This is a genomic window from Oligoflexia bacterium (genome assembly GCA_035326705.1).
Classification (GTDB): domain Bacteria; phylum Bdellovibrionota_G; class JALEGL01; order JALEGL01; family JALEGL01; genus JALEGL01.
Window position 1 is genome coordinate 293,575 of sequence record DAOLES010000001.1, and the last position, 18,103, is coordinate 311,677.

Consider the following 18,103-nt stretch of genomic DNA (forward strand, 5'->3'; position numbering starts at 1 on the left):
ATGTTAGATAACGCATTAAAAAAACAATTATTTACCAACATGGTTAGAACTCGTGCCATGGAAGAACGATTAATTAAAATGGCAAAGTCTGCTGACGGTCATTTTTGGATTGGAGGTCCTGGTGAAGAGGCTTTTAATGTTCCTTTAGGAACTTTAGTCAATAAAGGTTATGGCATTGACTATGACTATACTCATCTGCATTACCGCAGTTCTGGTTGTATCATAGGCATGGGCGAAGAACCTATTAACCTTATTCGTCAAATGGCCAGCGTTAAGACTGATCCATACTCTGGTGGTCGTCACTTTGTGAACCACCCTGCCATAAAAAAATGGAATGTGTGTCCAGTCAATGCGCCTATTGAAACTCAGTATTCTTTTGCAATTGGTACAGCCAAAGCCCAAAGAAACAGTAAAAAAGGTATTACCATTGTCACTGGTGGTGATGCAGGTACCGCCGAAGGCGATTTTGCAACTTGTCTAGTCTGGGCAAGCCGTCCACAAGAGGAACTACCTATTTTAATTGTTGTGACCAACAACCGCTTTGGTATTTCTACTCCATACAGTGAAGTTAATGGCACCAAGTCTATTGTTGCAAGAGCAGAAGCCTTTAACATGAAAACGGATGTTATCAATGGTAATGATCCTGAAGAATCTTATACAAGATTAAAGGCTGCCATGGATTATGTGCGTAAAGAAAGAAAGCCCTTCTGCTTAGAAGCATCTGTTTCTCGCTTACATGGGCATTCTTCATCTTCTGGAGCCAATAGAATTTATGATCAGGAAGATTGTATTGAAAATTACAAAGCCAAACTTTTAGATGAAAAAGTATTAACAAAAAAAGAAGTGGATAGCATTATCGATGCCGCTCATCAAGAATGCAAAGACGCTTTGGACCAAGTGAGAAAAGAAGAAAAACCTTCTTCTGACTCAGTATACATGCATACCTTTAAGGAGGAATAAGAATATGGCATCGATAGCACAAGCCATTAGAATGGCACTTCATGTTGGTGAAACACAATTGGGTGTTCAAGATATTTTTGGTGAAGACGTTGGACCTCCACTTGGCGGTGTTTTTACCTGTACACAAGGCTTAGAAAAGGCTTGGAACTCACCTTTGGACGAACGTGGCATCATTGGTATGGCTATGGGTTTAGCTTTGGCCGAACAAAAACCTGTAGCTGAAATTCAGTTTGTTGACTATATCTTTAATACCATAGATTTAATGAAATTGGCTGGTAACACCTGTTGGACGACCAATGGCGAATTTAATATTGATATGGTTGTAATGAGCCCAACCGGTTCAGGTGTACACGGTTCTGTCTATCACTCACACTCATTTGAATCAATCGCAACCCATATGCCTGGCTGGAAAGTGATCATTGTATCCAATCCTTTAGATGCTTATGGTTTATTGATCTCAGCCATTAAAGATCCTAACCCTGTTTTATTTATGTATCCAAAAGCACTGATTCGTACACAAACAGATGATGTTATCCCAGGTGCACCAACCGATCAGAAAGAACTTTCAAGAATGATCGACGCCCCCTTAGGTGATAGAAGTAAATGGAAACCTGAGTGGCCAAAAACAGAAGTGATGGAAATTCCTATTGGTAGAGCAAAAAAATATACCAGTGGGGATAAGCTAACCGTAATCAGTTATGGTAGAACTTTACCTTTATCTGTTAATGCTGCAAAAAAAATCAATACTGAACGTGGACGTCAAGATATTGAAGTGATGGATTTACGTACGATATACCCATACGATTGGGATGCTATAAAAACATCTGTAGAAAAAACAGGTAGAGTCTTGGTTGTTAACGAAGATACAGAGGTAACTAACTTTGGTGAACATCTTATTCGTAGGATAGCCAATGATTGTTTTTATCATTTACAAGCCCCACCAAAGCTATTGGCAGGTGCCAATACACCGGGAGTTGGTTTAGCTTGGACTTTAGAACAAGTACAAGTACCACAAGAAGATGGCATTGAAAAAGCCATGAATGAGCTTTTAAACTTAGAAGCTTAAATATTTTTAATTATAATCTAAAAAGGCGCATTAAAAATTGCGCCTTTTTTTATTTTTACTTGAACAAAGCTAAAACTTTTTAGGTGCCGTTGAAGGTTTGTTAAGCCAATAAGTACCCTTGCCGTTTGCTTCATTTTCTAATTTATAAATTGAATCAACTTCTTCAAACTGAATGGATATTTTACTTCCCGGTAAACGTGTACAATTGAGTTGGTAATGATGATCTCCAAGAACATCAATAATATTATATTCCTCATAGACCTGAACATGTTCATAGCTTCCAGAATTTAAGTGAACACCCCAAATAATTTGGTCATCTTGTAGATTCAATTCAATGCTCTCTGTCCGATTAAGTTGCAAAAACTTATTTTGTCCTAATGCCAATAGACCTATAAAAACAATATCTTCAGCTTGGGCAAGCATTGAATTTACCTTTAATAAAGTACAATGCACCCATATATGATTAACTGTCTGCGCTTTTAACCCTGAACAAAATATTAAACAACCTACAACAATAAATTTTTTATCCCATCTCATGATGGCATTCATAGCGAATACACTTAGGTAAAGTCAATATTATTTTTTTATCTTTATGTTGAGTATTATTATTCTAAATAAATTTATGTTAAGTTGTTTTATATAATGAATAATATTCAACACATATTTTTATTTTTTCTAGTTTTGTTTATGTCTTCATGTGATATTCAAAAAAAATATCAAAAAGAAAAACATAAACAATACGAAGCTATGGTTGCTACTCCAGTATATAAATCTATTGGCACTGGATACGAAGCATTGCCAAAAAGTTTAAGTTCTCCTATACTCAACCAACGCCAACATTTTGCTGAATTTTTACAATCTTTTCATGATGAATGTTTAACTTTGATTCACTTGTATCATCCAAGCGATGTAGACATTGAGTCCGTTGCATTATGCATAAAAACTGAAGAAAAAAATGTGGGTATATATCAAAATAAAGCCTGTGTTGTGGCTATGATTGATCACATTTATCAAAAGCCCATGCCCTATTATTCTGAAAACAATACTCATTGGGGAATACAAAAGGCTTGTGAATCAGACAGCATGCTAAAAAAAATCAACCAAAAAGATACCTTAACCACCGTCAACCCAATCACTTATGCCCGAATGAAGGTTAAAGATGATGGTTTTAACATGCAAATTATTCAAGATCGCTTAGATGTTTCCTCAGTGATAAAAAAAATACTGAATCCATAAAAAATTACGGAACAATTAAATCAAAGGTTGTAAAACCATTGCTTTCAATATGACCGTTTGAAAAACCTTCTGGAGGTGCCATCATTTTTTGATTTCTAATTCTGAAATGTATTCTCTCACCTGAAATGTAATTGCTTAAGTCTTGCTCATTCAAATCATTAGAATTAAAACTAACACTGCCTTGTGACTCAGATGGTGTGTCATAATGATTAGAGCACTCTCCTCCACCTACATTAATATTGGTATCCGTATTCACTGCCGGCAAGTAATTTAATGTTAAAGTATTACTGAGTAAGTCTGGCGCCATGTCATTATGATTGTATTGAGTTAACTGCACTCTTTCTGCTAAAACAATGACTTCATTGTTGATTGAGCCATTGGACTTTACTGTGGTTATGGTGATGGTTGTAGCGTTGTCATCCAAAGGAATAAATTTACTGTAGCGCATATATCCCTCAGCTATGAACGGGAGTTCAATGCCATTGGCATAAATTTTTGTTCCTTCATCATACCTTAACATTTGGCCATCTTTACTGAACCTTATAATCACAGCAGCTTGTCGTGTGTAAGGAGAAAAACCATCATTGATGGTGTAATAAGCAGAAATCTCAGAAGGATCATAATAAGATACATATGAGTCCGCAGACAATGTGGATATATTACTTTCACCGCATGAACTTAGATAAACTCCAGACAAACCTAAACCCATCATCAAACTCAATACTTTTATTACTTTCATTTCAACCTCGTGCACAAATATTTTGGGAGAGTCATAAAATTGACCAAGACAGAATAAAGCAACTTATATGCCATAGCTATAAGTGTTGATAATTATTCAATGCTCACTGCTTATTTATAAGCAGTGAGCAAAGATGTGTACGGGTTTTGAGTCAAATTTAAGCAGAAGTTTATAAGTTTAATAAATTTTTTAGGCTAGGCGTGGTTTAGCAGATCTATATTAATTTCTAGGATCTTCACTTTTGGTTAATTGAGAAAAAGACACATTTTAAGTCTAAATGCAATTATTAGCTTTTGCAAGCGCATACAAAAACATTAAAACCTTTTTTTTCACATTAATATCGGACAAAGCTTGTTCACAATATTGATTTGTATCACCATTTTTTTGTTTTCCGTAATAAACATACAATTGCGAGGGATCATTTTGTATGCGCGATATATGATCTGGTGATGTACTCATGAATAATAGACCCAATAAGTTTTTAGCGCCTCTAAAAACAAATGAAAAACCATTACCATGGGTTTGTTGAATTTGAATATTTCTAAAACCTTGTGGATGATTTATGTTACCAATATTTGCTATATGCCTTAAGACTTTAACGTCACTTAATTTACCACCAAAATTAAAGTTTATATTTTTATCTATAATATGCTCATAAATTTGTTCTGCACCATGTGGAGTAAAAATCATCCAATGGTGGTCTGTAAAATATTCATTTCTAGTCAGCATAATGTTATTATCTTGCGCTAAAATAATTTGCTCCTGCATTGCCTTTAAAATAACATTGTTTGGAATAGCCTTAATTTCAGCCAAGCTCATTCCTGGAATTACTGCATAATCCAGCTCACTGGGAACAACAACAAAATTATTTTGTACATCAAAATCTTTTGATGGATCTATACTTGGTTTTGGTTGAAAAGTTTCATCTTCTTCACCATCAATCGGCCAACAACCCGAGCCTGTAGGATCTTTAAAACTCATTGTTCCAGCAATTTGCAAACTAACAACATTTGCCAAACCTGTTGTAGCCAGTGTACCCAGTTGAGATTCTAGTTGTTCTCCCCAAACAGTACATTTAGTTGTTAATTCAGTAGTACAGCTTTGTTGACTATGGTGTATATTGCTTGTTGAAACAGTGCTTGATAGCATATGGATGCTTCCTCCATCGATATTATACATTCTTGCCATAGGATGTCTTGCCAATGTTCTTCCTAACAAGCTTTCTACTGATGCAATAGTTGACGATATATTGTTTCCTTGAACATAAATTGTAGCAAGACAGCCCGCAGACCCTGTCCAAAATGTTTGATCGTAATTAGACGCTTTAGAAATGCTTGATAAAAAAATACAAAAGAATAATAAAAGGTATTTCATAAATTTCCCCTTGCCAAGATATTGACACTTTGTATCAAAGCCATGCCCGATTGTAAAGCAATAAAAAAATTAAATATGTAATAATTACAAATAATTATAAAAACTAGCTTCTATTGGCTTAGTTATTTTTAATGGTACTTACTTGATCATGACAAATCAGATAAAAAGGAAATGATAAATATGGCTTGTATGTATAAAGCCAATCAAATTTAAGCAGAAGCTAAAATGTTTAATCTCTAAAGTTATTAAACTGTAGTGGAAGACTAAAATCTAAACTTTTTAATAAAGTAATCACTTCTTGCAAATCATCGCGTTTTTTTCCGGTGACTCTGACGGTTTCCCCTTGAATAGAAGCCTGAACTTTAAGTTTTGAGTCTTTAATGGTTTTGATTAATTCTTTGGCTTTATCTTTTTCAATGCCTTCAAGGACTTTTATATTTTGTTTAGCTCTACCACTAGCAGCGGGCTCTATTTTACCCAGCTCCAAAGATTTTAATGATACGCTTCTTTTGGCTAATTTTGCTTGTAGCACATCAACCGCTGCTTGAACTTTATAGTCATCAGCAGAGTTCACCATAATTTCTTTGTCCTTGCGTTCAATAGTCGTATTACTGCCTTTAAAGTCAAAACGTTGGGTTAATTCTTTATTGGCTTGGTTTAACGCATTATCAATTTCAGCAAAATCAATTTCATTCACAATATCAAAACTTGGCATATATACTCCTTAAATTATAAATCTCTTTCAGTCATTCTTCTTGGATCTAAAGCTTCATTCAGCTTTTCTTCATCCAAAACATTTTTTTCTAAAGCAATTTTACGTACGGTCTTGCCGGTTTTATATGCTTCTTTGGCTATGGCTGCCGCTTGATCGTAACCAATGAGAGGAGCCAAAGATGTACACATGGCTAAACTTTCTTCTATTAGACTTTCACAACGTTCTTTATTGACCTTTAAGCCGTCCACACAACGTTCAACAAAATTGTGACAAGACTTGGCCAACAAGTCACTGCTTTCAATAAGATTATGAATCATCATCGGCATCATAACATTCAATTCAAAGTTACCTGCTTGTCCACCCATGGTTACCGCCGCATCATTGCCAATCACTTGCGCACAGACCATACAAACTGACTCAGCAATTACAGGGTTAACCTTACCCGGCATAATCGATGAACCCGGTTGCGTTTCTGGTAAAATCAACTCGCCAATACCACAGCGTGGCCCTGAACCAAGCAATCTAATGTCATTGGCTATCTTCATAAAGCTGACCGCAAAACCTTTTAAAACAGCACTCGCTTCAACAATGGCATCTTTACTGGCTTGGGCTGCAAAGTGATTACGTGCTTCAGAAAATTGTAATTGGGTATGTTTGGCAATTTGAGCAATGGCTTTCTTGGGAAATTCAGCTTTGGTATTCAAACCCGTTCCAACTGCAGTACCACCCAAAGCCAACTCACTGATTGAAATTAAGGCTCGTTCTATTCTTTCAATGGCTTCTTGTACTTGGAAAGCATAGCCAGAAAACACTTGTCCCATTCTGATTGGTGTAGCATCTTGTAAATGGGTACGACCAATTTTCACAATGTCATCAAAAGCTTGAGCTTTTTCATCAAGTGCTTGATGCAAGCTGCGCATGGCGGGCAACAAAACCTTATTAAAATGCAAACTGGTCGCAATATGCATGGCTGTTGGAAACACATCGTTGGAGGATTGGCCATAATTGACGTGATCATTGGGGTGAATCAGTTTACTGCCCTTTTCTCCACCTAAAATCTCAGTTGCACGGTTAGAAATCACTTCATTGGTGTTCATGTTGGAAGATGTTCCAGAACCAGTTTGAAAAATATCAACCACAAATTGATCATCAAATTGCCCGGCAATCACTTGTTCAGCCGCTTCAACAATGGCATTTGCTTGCTCAGAGCTAATACAATTCAATTCGGCATTGGCCAAGGCTGCCGCTCTTTTGATTTCTCCTAAAGCTTGAATCATCACTCTAGGTAATACGTATCCACTGATTGGAAAATTTAAAACAGCTCTTTGCGTCTGTGCCGCATAATAAGCATTTTGAGGAACTTGCATCTCACCCATAGAGTCTTTTTCTATACGGTATTCAGTATTTTTTGACATATGAGCTAAGTACTAAAGCCACTTAAAAAGTAAAGTTTTACTCTAGCCTTATGCAGGAATATTTTTATTTATGAAATTAATGACTTTATGTAAGTTTTTTATGTTTTGGCTGATCGCAAGGTTTTCCCGTTCACAAAAATAAACCAAAGTTTCTGTGGCTAAATTGCCTTTAGCACCGGGAGCATAAGGGCAACCCCCTAGCCCGCCAATAGATGTATCAAAAGTGTGTATACCCTGTTGCAAGCTTTCATAGACATTACACAAAGCCAAGCCATATGTATCATGATAATGACCAGCCAAATGTTGATTGATTCCCAGTGCAGCAGTTAGTTTGTACAAAGCCTTCATTTGTCTTGGACTGGCTTTGCCAATGGTATCACCTATAGAAACCTCATAACAGCCCATATTTAATAAACGTTCAATGATTGGAACAACTTTATTTGGGTCAATATCACCTTCATAAGGACAAACAAAGGCAGTTGATACATAGGCTCTTATTTTTATCTTGTGTGATAAAGCTTGTTCACATACAGGTTTAAAGCGTTCAAAACTCTGCTCAATACTGGCGTTGATATTTTTTTGATTAAAAGTTTCTGAAGCCGCTGTGAATATTGCTATTTCTTGCATACCACTTTCAATGGCCAAATCTAAACCTTTTAAGTTGGGTACCAAAACCGAGGTCTCTATGCCTTGAGTATATTTTCTAATGGTATTAATAACTGCTTGTGTATCAGACATTTGTGGCACAGCTTTAGGTGATACAAAAGCCCCAATTTCAATATAGTCTAAACCTGCATCTACCAAAAGTTTAATAAGTTCAACTTTTTTTTCTGTCGAGATACTGTCTTTAATATTTTGCAAACCATCTCTAGGGCCCATTTCTTTAATTTTTAAGCTCATGCTTTTGTTTCACTTTCTAACTCAAGCAATGGTTGCTCTTCTTCCACTTGTAGACCATCGACCACCATGATATTTTTCACTACAGTATTTCGTGGGGCAACAATTTTATATTCCATTTTCATAGCTTCAATAATTAGCAGAAGTTCATTTTTTTTAACCTCTTGCCCTTGTTTTATATAAACCGCTTTCACCATCCCATTAAGCGGCGCTTTACAGTAATTTGAACTTTCTTCATCATCATCAGTCATTGATTTATAAATCTGCTTAAGAATAATTTGCTTACCGTGGTGTTGTATATGAAGCCAATCCTTTTGTTTTATCAAAACAATAAGCTTATCATCAGGTCCTATGTATTCTGTTTTGTTTGCAGTTGCTTCTATTGCCAATAGTTTTAAGTTTTTAGGATAAGGTACTTCATCATTTAGTATTGTTAAATAACGTGTTTGAGGATATATTCTTTGTCTTAACTTGTCTTGGATTAATCTTTGATACCAAGGATTGTTTTTCCGTTCCAATTGCAACTGTTCTATACTGTATAAAAGTTCATAAATCCCTGCTTCTTGTAAATACTGTTGCTCATATTTTACATAATCTTGATAGTTTCTATCAATCCATTGTATATCGTGTTCGCCCTCAATAAAATCTGAGCTTTCTAAAAGCCAAGTCACAAAATTTAGGTTATGGGCTAAGCCTAGAATATAACTTTCATGCAGGGCCTTTAGCATTTTCATAATTGCTTGATCTCGGGTTTCTGCCCAAACTAAAAATTTAGCCATCATTGGATCAAAGTTACTGCTAATCTGCGTACCCAACTCAACATCACATTCAACACGATCAAACAGTCTAGACTGTTTCATACCCAAGATTTTTCCTGTAGCAGGCATAAATTCTTTTAAAGCATTTTCAGCATACACTCTCACTTGAATAGCGTGGCCTTTGGCTTGCATATCATCGGCAATAAAAATTGCTTCGCCCAAAGCATGTTTGATTTGTAATTCAAGCAAATCTAAATCATAAATAAGCTCTGTTACACCATGCTCTACTTGTAACCGCGTATTCATTTCCATAAAATACGTGTTTTTATGCTGGTCAATGATAAACTCAACCGTTCCCAAGCTTTCATAGGCTATGGATTGAACCAAATCGACGGCTTGTTTACACACTTGTGCTTCTTGTTCAGCATTTAAAAATGTAGAATGACTCTCCTCAATAATTTTTTGATAACGCCGTTGCATGGTGCAGTCACGGGTTTTAAAATGATACGCTTGTTTTCCAGTAGAAAATACCTGCACTTCTACATGCCTAGCTTTTTCTAAATAAGGCTCAGCCAGTAAAGTACCATCTGCAAACGCTGCTTGAGCAATTCTTTTTGCTGAAGCAACGGCTTCTTTAAGCTCATTGCTTTGGTGGACTATGGTCATCCCTTTACCACCACCACCTAGCGCTGGTTTTAAAATAATTGGCAAGTTCATTTTTGTTTCTATAGCTTTGATAAAAGCATCTTTGCTATCAAAATTAGCTTCATTAATACTATCTAAAACCTTTAATCCGGCATCAACGGCAATGGTTTTAGCTTTGGCTTTGTCTGCAAAAAGTCTTATTGATTCTGGTTTTGGACCTATAAAGATAATACCCTTATCTTGACATTGCTGTGCAAAATCAGCATTTTCAGAAAGAAATCCCCAACCGGGATGAATAGCTGTACAATGATGTTTTAAAGCAAAATCAACCATTGATTTGGCATGGGTAAAGACACTTTGCATGTCTTTTTCTTCTAGCCATATGACCTCATCTAAATCCTGTATGTAATGTGACTGCTGACTTTGACAGGCTAAACCCACAGAGGCAATATTGAGTTTTTTTAAGGTTCTACAAACCCTAGAAACCACTTCTCCTCTATTGGCTATAAAAACTTTATGTTGGCTCAGATCAGTTTTCATACTTTCCCCCATTGTGGCTTACGTTTTTCAAAAAATGCATTTAAACCTTCCTGACCGTCATAAGAAACTCTACATTTTGCAATCAGCTCTGATGTGCTTTGTGCAAAATTTTCAGGTTTAAAAGATAAATATTTTCTTGATAATTGTTTAATTATTTTAAGTGCATAGGGTGAGTTATTTAAAGTATCTTCACATGTAACATCAAAGACTTTTTTACTCTGATCTTTTCCAGTAATACAGGAATGAATCAAACCATAGGATAATGCTTCTTGAGCTGTAAACTTTCTAGCCTGCAAAGACAAGGCTAAAAACTGTGAGTACCCCAATTTTTGAATTACAAATGGTGATATCGTAGCTGGTACAATTCCCAGCTTTGCTTCACTTAAACTAAAAAATGCGTTGTCTTGGGCAATCACAATATCTGAACAAGCCACCAAACCCAAAGCGCCACCCATAACAGCACCTTGAACATGGGTGATCACGGGTATGGAACAATTGTATAGAGCCAAGTACATGTTGAATAACAATTGGGCAGAGGCAAGGTTTTCTTTTTCACTTAAATCTTTGGCTTGTCGCATCCAGTTCAAATCTGCACCTGCACAAAAATGCTTTCCGTTTGCAGAAATTGTTAATATTTTTGATGTCTTAGGAAGATTATTAAAAGCTTCACTTAACTCTATAAGCATTGACTCTGTTAAAGCATTGCCCTGTTCGGGTCTGTTTAAAATTATGTTACTTTGTTGTTTTGTATGTTGAATATCTAACACTGCAATTAACCTTTCTCACATTCTAAAAACGCCAAATGTAGTGTCTTTGATTGGATTTTCTAAACTTATGTTCAGGGCTAAGGCTAAGGTATTTCTGGTTTGTCTTGGGTCAATAATTCCATCATCCCACAAACGAGAAGTACTATAATAAGGTGAGCCTTCAGCTTCGTATTTATCCAGAATTGGCTGTTTAAACGCCGCTTCATCTAAAGACCCGTCTTTGCCTTGCATTTGTTTAAGCGTCCACAGGACATTGGCAGCTTGTTGACCTCCCATCACAGATATTCTGGCATTGGGCCACATCCATAAAAAATTAGGACTATACGCTCTTCCACACATGCCATAATTACCGGCACCAAAACTACCGCCAATAACAACAGAAAACTTTGGAACCTGAGCGTTGGAAACTGCCATCACCAACTTAGCACCATCCTTAGCAATACCACCTTCTTCATAGCTTTTACCGACCATAAATCCTGTAATATTTTGTAAAAACAACAAAGGTACTTTTCTTTGACAACACAACTCAATGAAGTGCGCTCCTTTTTGAGCACTTTGTGAAAACAACACACCATTGTTGGCAATTATACCAATGCTTTGCCCAAAGATTTTAGCAAAACCACATACTAGCGTTGTACCATACAAAGCTTTAAATTCATCAAACTCACTACCATCAACCAAACGGGCAATGATTTCTCGTACATCATAACTGCTATTGGCTGACTTGGGTAAGACACCCAATATACTTTCACAATCATAGGCTGGCTCATGATTATGCATGACAACCTTATTTTTTCTAAGGTTTAGATGATTTACAATATTTCTTACTTTGTCCAAGGCATCTCTGTCATCTTTGGCCAAATGATCGACCACGCCTGATTTTTTAGCATGGACATCGCCACCGCCCAATTCTTCTGCCGTTACATCTTCTCCTGTAGCTGCTTTAACCAAAGGTGGGCCACCCAAAAAGATGGTTCCTTGCCCCTTAACAATCACAGTTTCATCACTCATGGCCGGCACATATGCGCCTCCAGCAGTACAAGACCCCATGACACAAGCAATTTGAGCAATACCCAAAGCTGACATTTGCGCTTGATTGTAAAAAATGCGACCAAAGTGCAACTTATCTGGAAAAACCTCGGCTTGCAGGGGCAAAAAGGCTCCGCCAGAATCAACCAAATAAATACAGGGCAATGCGTGTTCAAGCGCAACTTCTTGTGCACGCAAATGTTTTTTTACGGTTTGTGGAAAGTACGTTCCACCTTTTACGGTTGCATCATTGGCAATAATCATCACCGAAGATCCATTCACTTTACCTATCCCACATACAATACCCGCACTGGCCACCGCATTATCATACTGGTTATAGGCCGCTAGCGGGGAGAGCTCTAAAAAACTGCTCCCTTCATCAATCAAATAGGCAATTCTATCTCTAACAAACATTTTTCCTTTGGCTTGATGTTTTTTTAGATAAGTTTCACCGCCACCTTGCGCAACGGTCTCAAGTTTTTGTAGATGCTCCTGCCAGAGTTGATGATGATAGGTATAATTTTCTTTAAACTCTTTTGACTCTGAGTTAACTTTACTTTGAATAATCACAATTTATTATCAAAACCGCAAAATCACAGCTCGTCAACTCTTAGCAGTAAGAAAAACAATAATTTTATTTTATGTTGGCTATGATTGCATTATTTTGCACTTTAAACAAAATGGTATAAGGGATTCTTAAATTCAACTTATTCTTTGGAGGAACCATGCTTAAAGAATTTAAAGACTTTGCTGTTAAAGGCAATGTTGTAGATATGGCTGTAGGTATTATTATTGGTGCTGCCTTTGGTAAAATTGTAACGTCTTTTGTAAATGACTTAATTATGCCTGTGGTAGGTCAACTGACCGGTGGTGTTGATTTTTCAGACATGTTTATTGCTCTTGATGGCTCTAGTTTTGACACTTTGGCTGCAGCAAAAACAGCGGGCGCTCCAATCATTGCTTATGGCTCTTTTATCAATACAGTTGTTGATTTTGTAATTGTTGCATTTTCAATCTTTATCGTTATTCGACAGATGAACAAACTCAAAAAGAAAGAGGAAGCTGCTCCCTCAGCTCCACCTAAACAAGAAATTTTACTTGAAGAAATCAGAGACTTATTAAAAAAGTAAATATTCAAATTAAAAGCCTAGTCCGTTCTCTATATTAAAAAATGCGCACAGGCTTGGTTTGAATAGACAATAATAAAAAACTAGATAGATTTGCCAGAGCACCCATGAGCAACATAGAGCACATTCTTCAACAACGCATTCTGCTGCTTGATGGCGCAACAGGAACCGCTATTCAGGACTTAAATCTTAGCCCATCTGACTTTGGTGGTGAATCCTATTACGGTTGCAATGAACATCTTAATTTAACCGCTCCTGATAAAATTCTCCAAATTCATGAAAACTACTTAGCTGCCGGTGCAGATATTATTGAAACCAATACTTTTGGCGGTCTTGCTTTTGTTTTAGATGAGTTTTCATTAGGTCAAAAAGCTTATGATATCAACTTTAATGCTGCACAAATTGCCAAAAAAGCTGCCATGGCTTTTTCTACATCTGAGCAACCCAGATTTGTTGCCGGTTCATTGGGCCCTAGTACTAAATCTTTATCGGTTACCGGTGGCATTACTTTTGATGAGCTGAATCTACATTATAGGGATCAAATCAAAGCTTTAATTGAGGGGGGTGTAGACTATCTTTTATTTGAAACAGTACAAGACATGCGCAACCTAAAAGCGGCGTTTACCGCCGCCCTGGATTTGTTTACAGATGAACCTTCTCTTACTCACCCTATTGCTATCAGCGCAACCATTGAAACCATGGGCACAACCTTGGCAGGACAAAGCATTGAAGCTTTCTGGTCTAGCATTGCTCACCTACCTTTGTTATACCTAGGCTTAAACTGTGCAACAGGGCCTGACTTTATGACCGATCATTTGCGTTCTTTGCATGCTTTATCACATGTGCCTTTAGCATGCATACCAAACGCAGGTTTACCTGATGAAGAAGGTTTATACACACTTGAACCAAAGCAATTGGCTGATAAGCTGGCCTTTTTTATCCAAAATGGCTGGATCAATGTTCTTGGTGGCTGCTGTGGAACCAACTATAAGCATATCAAAGCCTTAAGAGAGCTTATCAATCAACAGCCTCAACCTAGACAGCGGCCAAACCATTCAATTCACCACTTGTCAGGAATCAATTTTTTAGAAATCACCGATGATCAACTGCCTATTTTGGTAGGAGAACGCAGCAATATTATTGGGAGCAGAAAGTTTAAAAAACTTATTGAGTCTGAAAACTTTGAACAAGCTGCAGAAATCCCAAGACAGCAAGTTAAAGCTGGTGCTGACATTATTGATATCTGTTTAGCAAACCCAGATAGAGATGAGCTATCTGATATGAAAAACTTTTTGATCTATGTCAATAAAACCCTCAGAGCTCCATGGATGATTGACTCAACCGATGCCACTGTTATTGAATATGCTTTAAAACAAAGTCAAGGTAAGGCTATTATCAACTCAATCAACTTAGAAGACGGTCTAGAACGCTTTGAAATGGTTGTACCCCTTGCAAAAAAATATGGTGCCGCATTAATTGTTGGAACCATTGACGATGATCCCAAGCAAGGCATGGGAATAAGCCTTGAAAGAAAAATAGAAATTGCACAAAAATCTTATAGCATTTTAACCCAAGATTATAATATCAGTCCATATGATATCTATTGGGATAGCTTGGTTTTTCCCTGTGCTACAGGTGATGAAAACTATTTAGCTTCTGCAAAAGCAACAGTTAGTGCAATTACTGAACTTAAAAAACGTTTTCCCCATACTAAAACAGCTCTTGGAATATCCAATGTATCTTTTGGCTTACCTTCTGCGGGTAGAGAAGTGTTAAATGCGGTTTTTTTATACCATTGCAGTAAAGCTGGTTTAGACTTGGCTTTGGTCAATACTCAAATGTTGCAGCGTTATGCAAGCATATCTGTCCAAGAAAAAAAATTAGCGGAAGATTTATTATGGAGCGGTGAACAACGTTACATTGATGCCTTTGCAAGCTTTTACAGACAAAAAAAATCCTCTACAAATACAATCACTCAATCTAAGCGAAGCTTAGATGAGCACTTATCTTATGCCATTATTGAAGGCAGCAAAGACCAATTGATAGAACGACTTGATGAAAAATTAAAAACGCAAAAAGCGCTTGATATCATTAACGGACCGCTTATGTCTGGAATGAATGAAGTTGGACGTTTATTTAATAACAATGAACTGATTGTGGCTGAAGTCTTACAAAGCGCTGAAGTCATGAAAACAGCGGTTGACCATCTTGAACAATATATGGATAAAACAGACAGTATCAGTCAAGATACCGTTATGCTTGCTACGGTTAAAGGTGATGTTCATGATATTGGCAAAAACTTGGTAGATATTATTTTATCCAACAATGGTTATAAAGTGATTAATTTGGGAATTAAAATCACTTCACAAGAGTTAATTGCTGCCTACAAAAAACACAAACCTTCAATTATTGGCTTATCTGGTTTATTGGTTAAGTCTGCCCAACAAATGGCCATCACAGCTGCTGATTTACAGCGAGAGAACATTAATATTCCACTTTTGGTTGGTGGTGCAGCTCTATCAAAAAACTTTACCACTGCAAAAATTGCCCCATGTTATTCAGGTCATGTTTATTATGCAAAAGATGCTATGACTGGCTTAGCGCTTTGTAAAAAAATTTTAAATCAAGATAAAAATACTCCTTTACCGGTTAAAACAATAACCCAAGCGAATGCCCAAAGTTTAAATACATCCAAGAAAAATGCTGTTGAAGGAAAAAGCAATGTTCCTCCGGCTAAAACCATACCTAAAATATACCATGATGGAACCGTGCAAACGGTTGAGCAGCTAGATCATGTAAAAAACTTTATTAATCCAAGAATGCTGTATGGTCGTCATCTGGGTTTACCCAACTCACAAGTAGACTTGTTGTTTCCCATATTTAAATCAAGAGCGGGTGAAAATGATTTGCTAAAAAAATCAACTGAACTCAAACAACAAGTAGAAGAAGTTTATTGTTATGCAAAAGAACATCACTTGTTTAACCCTCAGTATATTGTTGAGGATTTTTTATGTTTAAAAAATAAAAACAGCATTGAGCTGTTTAATAAGCAAGAGCAGCTGATAGAAACTTTTACATTTCCTAGACAAGACAAAGCTGATTATTTGTGCCTGTCTGATTATGTTAAAAATGAAAAACCTTATGATATCTGTGCCATGTTTATCTGCAGCTTAGAAAACAAAGCTAGAGAACAAGCCTTAATTTGGAAAGATGAAGGAGAATATTTAAAATCACACATCTTGTTTGCCCTCAATTTAGAAATGGCAGAAGCTTTAGCTGAGTATGTTCACTGCATCATTAGAACAAACTGGAATATTGAACATAAAGCTTACAGTCTAAAAGAAATGTTTCAGGCAAAATATCAAGGCAAACGTTATTCATTTGGCTATCCTGCTTGCCCAGATCTAGAAGATCAAAGAAAACTTTTTAAACTTCTTAAACCTGAGCGCATTAACATTGAACTAACCGAAGATTGCATGATGAACCCAGAAGCCAGTGTTAGCGCCATGGTGTTTCATCATCCACAAGCAAAATATTTTTCTGTTTAAAACTCTTTTCTCAAATTATTCATTAAGTCACCTTTTCTACCCAATTGAATTGTTTTTAAATTTAACCATTGTGACATTTTTTTTAACTCATGACTAAGAGAGCTTGCTACTTTCTTTTTATCCACGTCTTTTTCTGCATAAGCAGCCAAGACTTGCAATGAATGTGTTGTACGATCAGCTTTAATATCAACTCTGGCCACCAAGTCACCTTCCATCAAAAAAGGTAACACGTAATACCCCCACTTTCTTTTTTCTTGAGGAACATAAATTTCAATTCGGTAAAAGAAATCAAACAATCTCTCGGTTCTTGGTCTATGCCAAACAACTGGATCAAAAGGAGATAAAAGTGCCGTAACATTATCCATTGAAATATTTTTAATAGCGGGTAGTTTTGGCAAAGAAAAAGCTGGCTTACTCCATGACTCAACTTGCCAGCGTTCTAACTTTTTATCTTCATACAGCTGTTTTAAATACGGTTTAGCTATTTTAGGCGGCAACCTAAAATAATCCACAATCTCATCTTCTGTTGCAACACCAAGTGCTTGTACAGAAATAAGCAATAACTGTTTCATCGCTTGTTCTATGGTAGGTGTTTTTTGTTGATGAATTTTTTTGGGTACAATATTTTCTATGCAATCAAACTCTTTTTCAAAATTACCAACGCGTCTAATCCCAACTTGTCCAATACGAAACAACCAGTCTAAGGCTCTAGATGCATAGGAATAATGCCCCCAAGTGCTTTTTGGGAGTTTTTGTTGATCAAAAATATCTTTTGCTTTTAGTCTTCCTCTTTCTTTTAATTCTAAATATACACTTTCAATGTATTTTTTTTCATTTGTTGCAAATCGGTAGAGTGATTTCCATGTGTACCCCTGTTTTACTCGCTCTTTTGACCAACGAAATAGCGGTTCATACTCAACTGGTACCAGTGAAGCTTCATGCGCCCAGCATTCAAACCAATGATCCATTTCATAAGCAATCTCTTCTAATAAACGGCTATCATAAATGCCTAAACGAGAAAAAGCAGGTAAGTATTGTGTTCTTGCTACAACAGGAATTGCATCCAGTTGCAGGACATGCAGTTTGGACATCAAATTTTTAAGATGATTATGTTTTATTATCTTCGTTTGATTGCAACCAAAGCCCTGCTCTATTAAGAAGAGTTTACGAACTTCAGCCTTAGATATGTATTGAGAGTTAGATTTTGTCATCAATAGAGAAGTCTCAAAAATGTTCTAGAGCATTTAAAATACATTTTTAAAAACATATAATGTAACAAATTTTTAC

15 protein-coding genes are annotated in these 18,103 nt (G+C 36.5%); 5 read left to right on the top strand and 10 right to left on the bottom strand.

Translation table 11 applies throughout. The features are described 5' to 3' along the window. Both PKC21_01350 and PKC21_01355 read left to right on the top strand, forming a co-directional pair. A complete protein-coding gene (locus tag PKC21_01350) occupies positions 1-960 on the top strand; it encodes a thiamine pyrophosphate-dependent enzyme (protein HMR23976.1) in 960 nt (319 codons plus the stop codon). Between the two features lie 4 nt (positions 961-964). Continuing rightward, complete coding sequence (locus tag PKC21_01355; GenBank protein ID HMR23977.1) at positions 965-2,026, top strand: transketolase C-terminal domain-containing protein; 1,062 nt, start codon at positions 965-967, stop codon at positions 2,024-2,026. 69 nt (positions 2,027-2,095) lie between these two features. Here PKC21_01355 and PKC21_01360 read toward each other — a convergent pair whose 3' ends face one another. Next, a complete protein-coding gene (locus PKC21_01360) occupies positions 2,096-2,575 on the bottom strand; it encodes a hypothetical protein (GenBank protein HMR23978.1) in 480 nt (159 codons plus the stop codon). A gap of 138 nt (positions 2,576-2,713) precedes the next feature. Here PKC21_01360 and PKC21_01365 point away from each other — a divergent pair, with 138 nt between their 5' ends. Further along, positions 2,714-3,262, top strand: a complete 549-nt coding sequence (locus PKC21_01365) for a hypothetical protein (GenBank protein HMR23979.1) — start codon at positions 2,714-2,716, stop codon at positions 3,260-3,262. Positions 3,263-3,266: 4 nt separating this feature from the next. On the opposite strand, the gene PKC21_01370 is transcribed toward PKC21_01365, so the two are convergent. From PKC21_01370 to PKC21_01405, 8 genes are all read right to left on the bottom strand, one after another. Then, a complete protein-coding gene (locus PKC21_01370; GenBank protein HMR23980.1) occupies positions 3,267-4,001 on the bottom strand; it encodes a hypothetical protein in 735 nt (244 codons plus the stop codon). Between the two features lie 273 nt (positions 4,002-4,274). Continuing rightward, positions 4,275-5,375 (bottom strand): hypothetical protein, encoded by a 1,101-nt coding sequence (locus PKC21_01375; GenBank protein HMR23981.1) that lies wholly within the window; start codon positions 5,373-5,375, stop codon positions 4,275-4,277. Positions 5,376-5,604: 229 nt separating this feature from the next. Then, positions 5,605-6,090, bottom strand: coding sequence for a YajQ family cyclic di-GMP-binding protein (locus PKC21_01380; GenBank protein ID HMR23982.1), 486 nt, complete (start codon positions 6,088-6,090; stop codon positions 5,605-5,607). Between the two features lie 14 nt (positions 6,091-6,104). Further along, positions 6,105-7,505 (bottom strand): class II fumarate hydratase, encoded by a 1,401-nt coding sequence (locus PKC21_01385; protein HMR23983.1) that lies wholly within the window; start codon positions 7,503-7,505, stop codon positions 6,105-6,107. Positions 7,506-7,553: 48 nt separating this feature from the next. After that, positions 7,554-8,405, bottom strand: a complete 852-nt coding sequence (locus PKC21_01390; GenBank protein HMR23984.1) for a hydroxymethylglutaryl-CoA lyase — start codon at positions 8,403-8,405, stop codon at positions 7,554-7,556. Then, positions 8,402-10,345, bottom strand: a complete 1,944-nt coding sequence (locus tag PKC21_01395) for a biotin carboxylase N-terminal domain-containing protein (protein ID HMR23985.1) — start codon at positions 10,343-10,345, stop codon at positions 8,402-8,404. The genes PKC21_01390 and PKC21_01395 overlap by 4 nt, the downstream gene beginning before the upstream one ends. After that, positions 10,342-11,112 (bottom strand): enoyl-CoA hydratase-related protein, encoded by a 771-nt coding sequence (locus PKC21_01400; GenBank protein ID HMR23986.1) that lies wholly within the window; start codon positions 11,110-11,112, stop codon positions 10,342-10,344. The genes PKC21_01395 and PKC21_01400 overlap by 4 nt, the downstream gene beginning before the upstream one ends. 15 nt (positions 11,113-11,127) lie before the next feature. Beyond that, positions 11,128-12,714, bottom strand: coding sequence for a carboxyl transferase domain-containing protein (locus tag PKC21_01405; protein ID HMR23987.1), 1,587 nt, complete (start codon positions 12,712-12,714; stop codon positions 11,128-11,130). Between the two features lie 152 nt (positions 12,715-12,866). Here PKC21_01405 and mscL point away from each other — a divergent pair, with 152 nt between their 5' ends. After that, positions 12,867-13,271: a large conductance mechanosensitive channel protein MscL gene (gene mscL / locus PKC21_01410; protein ID HMR23988.1), complete on the top strand. Its 405-nt coding sequence runs from the start codon at positions 12,867-12,869 to the stop codon at positions 13,269-13,271. A gap of 104 nt (positions 13,272-13,375) precedes the next feature. Next, a complete protein-coding gene (metH, locus tag PKC21_01415) occupies positions 13,376-16,816 on the top strand; it encodes a methionine synthase (protein ID HMR23989.1) in 3,441 nt (1,146 codons plus the stop codon). Here the strand turns inward: metH and PKC21_01420 are convergent. Then, the gene (locus PKC21_01420; protein ID HMR23990.1) at positions 16,813-18,027 is read right to left on the bottom strand and encodes a crosslink repair DNA glycosylase YcaQ family protein; all 1,215 of its coding nucleotides are present in this window, start codon (positions 18,025-18,027) and stop codon (positions 16,813-16,815) included. The two genes, metH and PKC21_01420, sit on opposite strands and share 4 nt — an antisense overlap. Between the last annotated feature and the right edge of the window lie 76 nt (positions 18,028-18,103).

What these genes read in the sequence shown, in the direction of transcription:
- PKC21_01350 (HMR23976.1), top strand. Translation starts at nt 1, where the DNA reads ATGTTAGATAACGCATTAAAAAAACAATTATTTACCAACATGGTTAGA.
- PKC21_01355 (HMR23977.1), top strand. Translation starts at nt 965, where the DNA reads ATGGCATCGATAGCACAAGCCATTAGAATGGCACTTCATGTTGGTGAA.
- PKC21_01360 (HMR23978.1), bottom strand. Translation starts at nt 2,575, where the DNA reads ATGAATGCCATCATGAGATGGGATAAAAAATTTATTGTTGTAGGTTGT.
- PKC21_01365 (HMR23979.1), top strand. Translation starts at nt 2,714, where the DNA reads ATGTCTTCATGTGATATTCAAAAAAAATATCAAAAAGAAAAACATAAA.
- PKC21_01370 (HMR23980.1), bottom strand. Translation starts at nt 4,001, where the DNA reads ATGAAAGTAATAAAAGTATTGAGTTTGATGATGGGTTTAGGTTTGTCT.
- PKC21_01375 (HMR23981.1), bottom strand. Translation starts at nt 5,375, where the DNA reads ATGAAATACCTTTTATTATTCTTTTGTATTTTTTTATCAAGCATTTCT.
- PKC21_01380 (HMR23982.1), bottom strand. Translation starts at nt 6,090, where the DNA reads ATGCCAAGTTTTGATATTGTGAATGAAATTGATTTTGCTGAAATTGAT.
- PKC21_01385 (HMR23983.1), bottom strand. Translation starts at nt 7,505, where the DNA reads ATGTCAAAAAATACTGAATACCGTATAGAAAAAGACTCTATGGGTGAG.
- PKC21_01390 (HMR23984.1), bottom strand. Translation starts at nt 8,405, where the DNA reads ATGAGCTTAAAAATTAAAGAAATGGGCCCTAGAGATGGTTTGCAAAAT.
- PKC21_01395 (HMR23985.1), bottom strand. Translation starts at nt 10,345, where the DNA reads ATGAAAACTGATCTGAGCCAACATAAAGTTTTTATAGCCAATAGAGGA.
- mscL (HMR23988.1), top strand. Translation starts at nt 12,867, where the DNA reads ATGCTTAAAGAATTTAAAGACTTTGCTGTTAAAGGCAATGTTGTAGAT.
- metH (HMR23989.1), top strand. Translation starts at nt 13,376, where the DNA reads ATGAGCAACATAGAGCACATTCTTCAACAACGCATTCTGCTGCTTGAT.
- PKC21_01420 (HMR23990.1), bottom strand. Translation starts at nt 18,027, where the DNA reads ATGACAAAATCTAACTCTCAATACATATCTAAGGCTGAAGTTCGTAAA.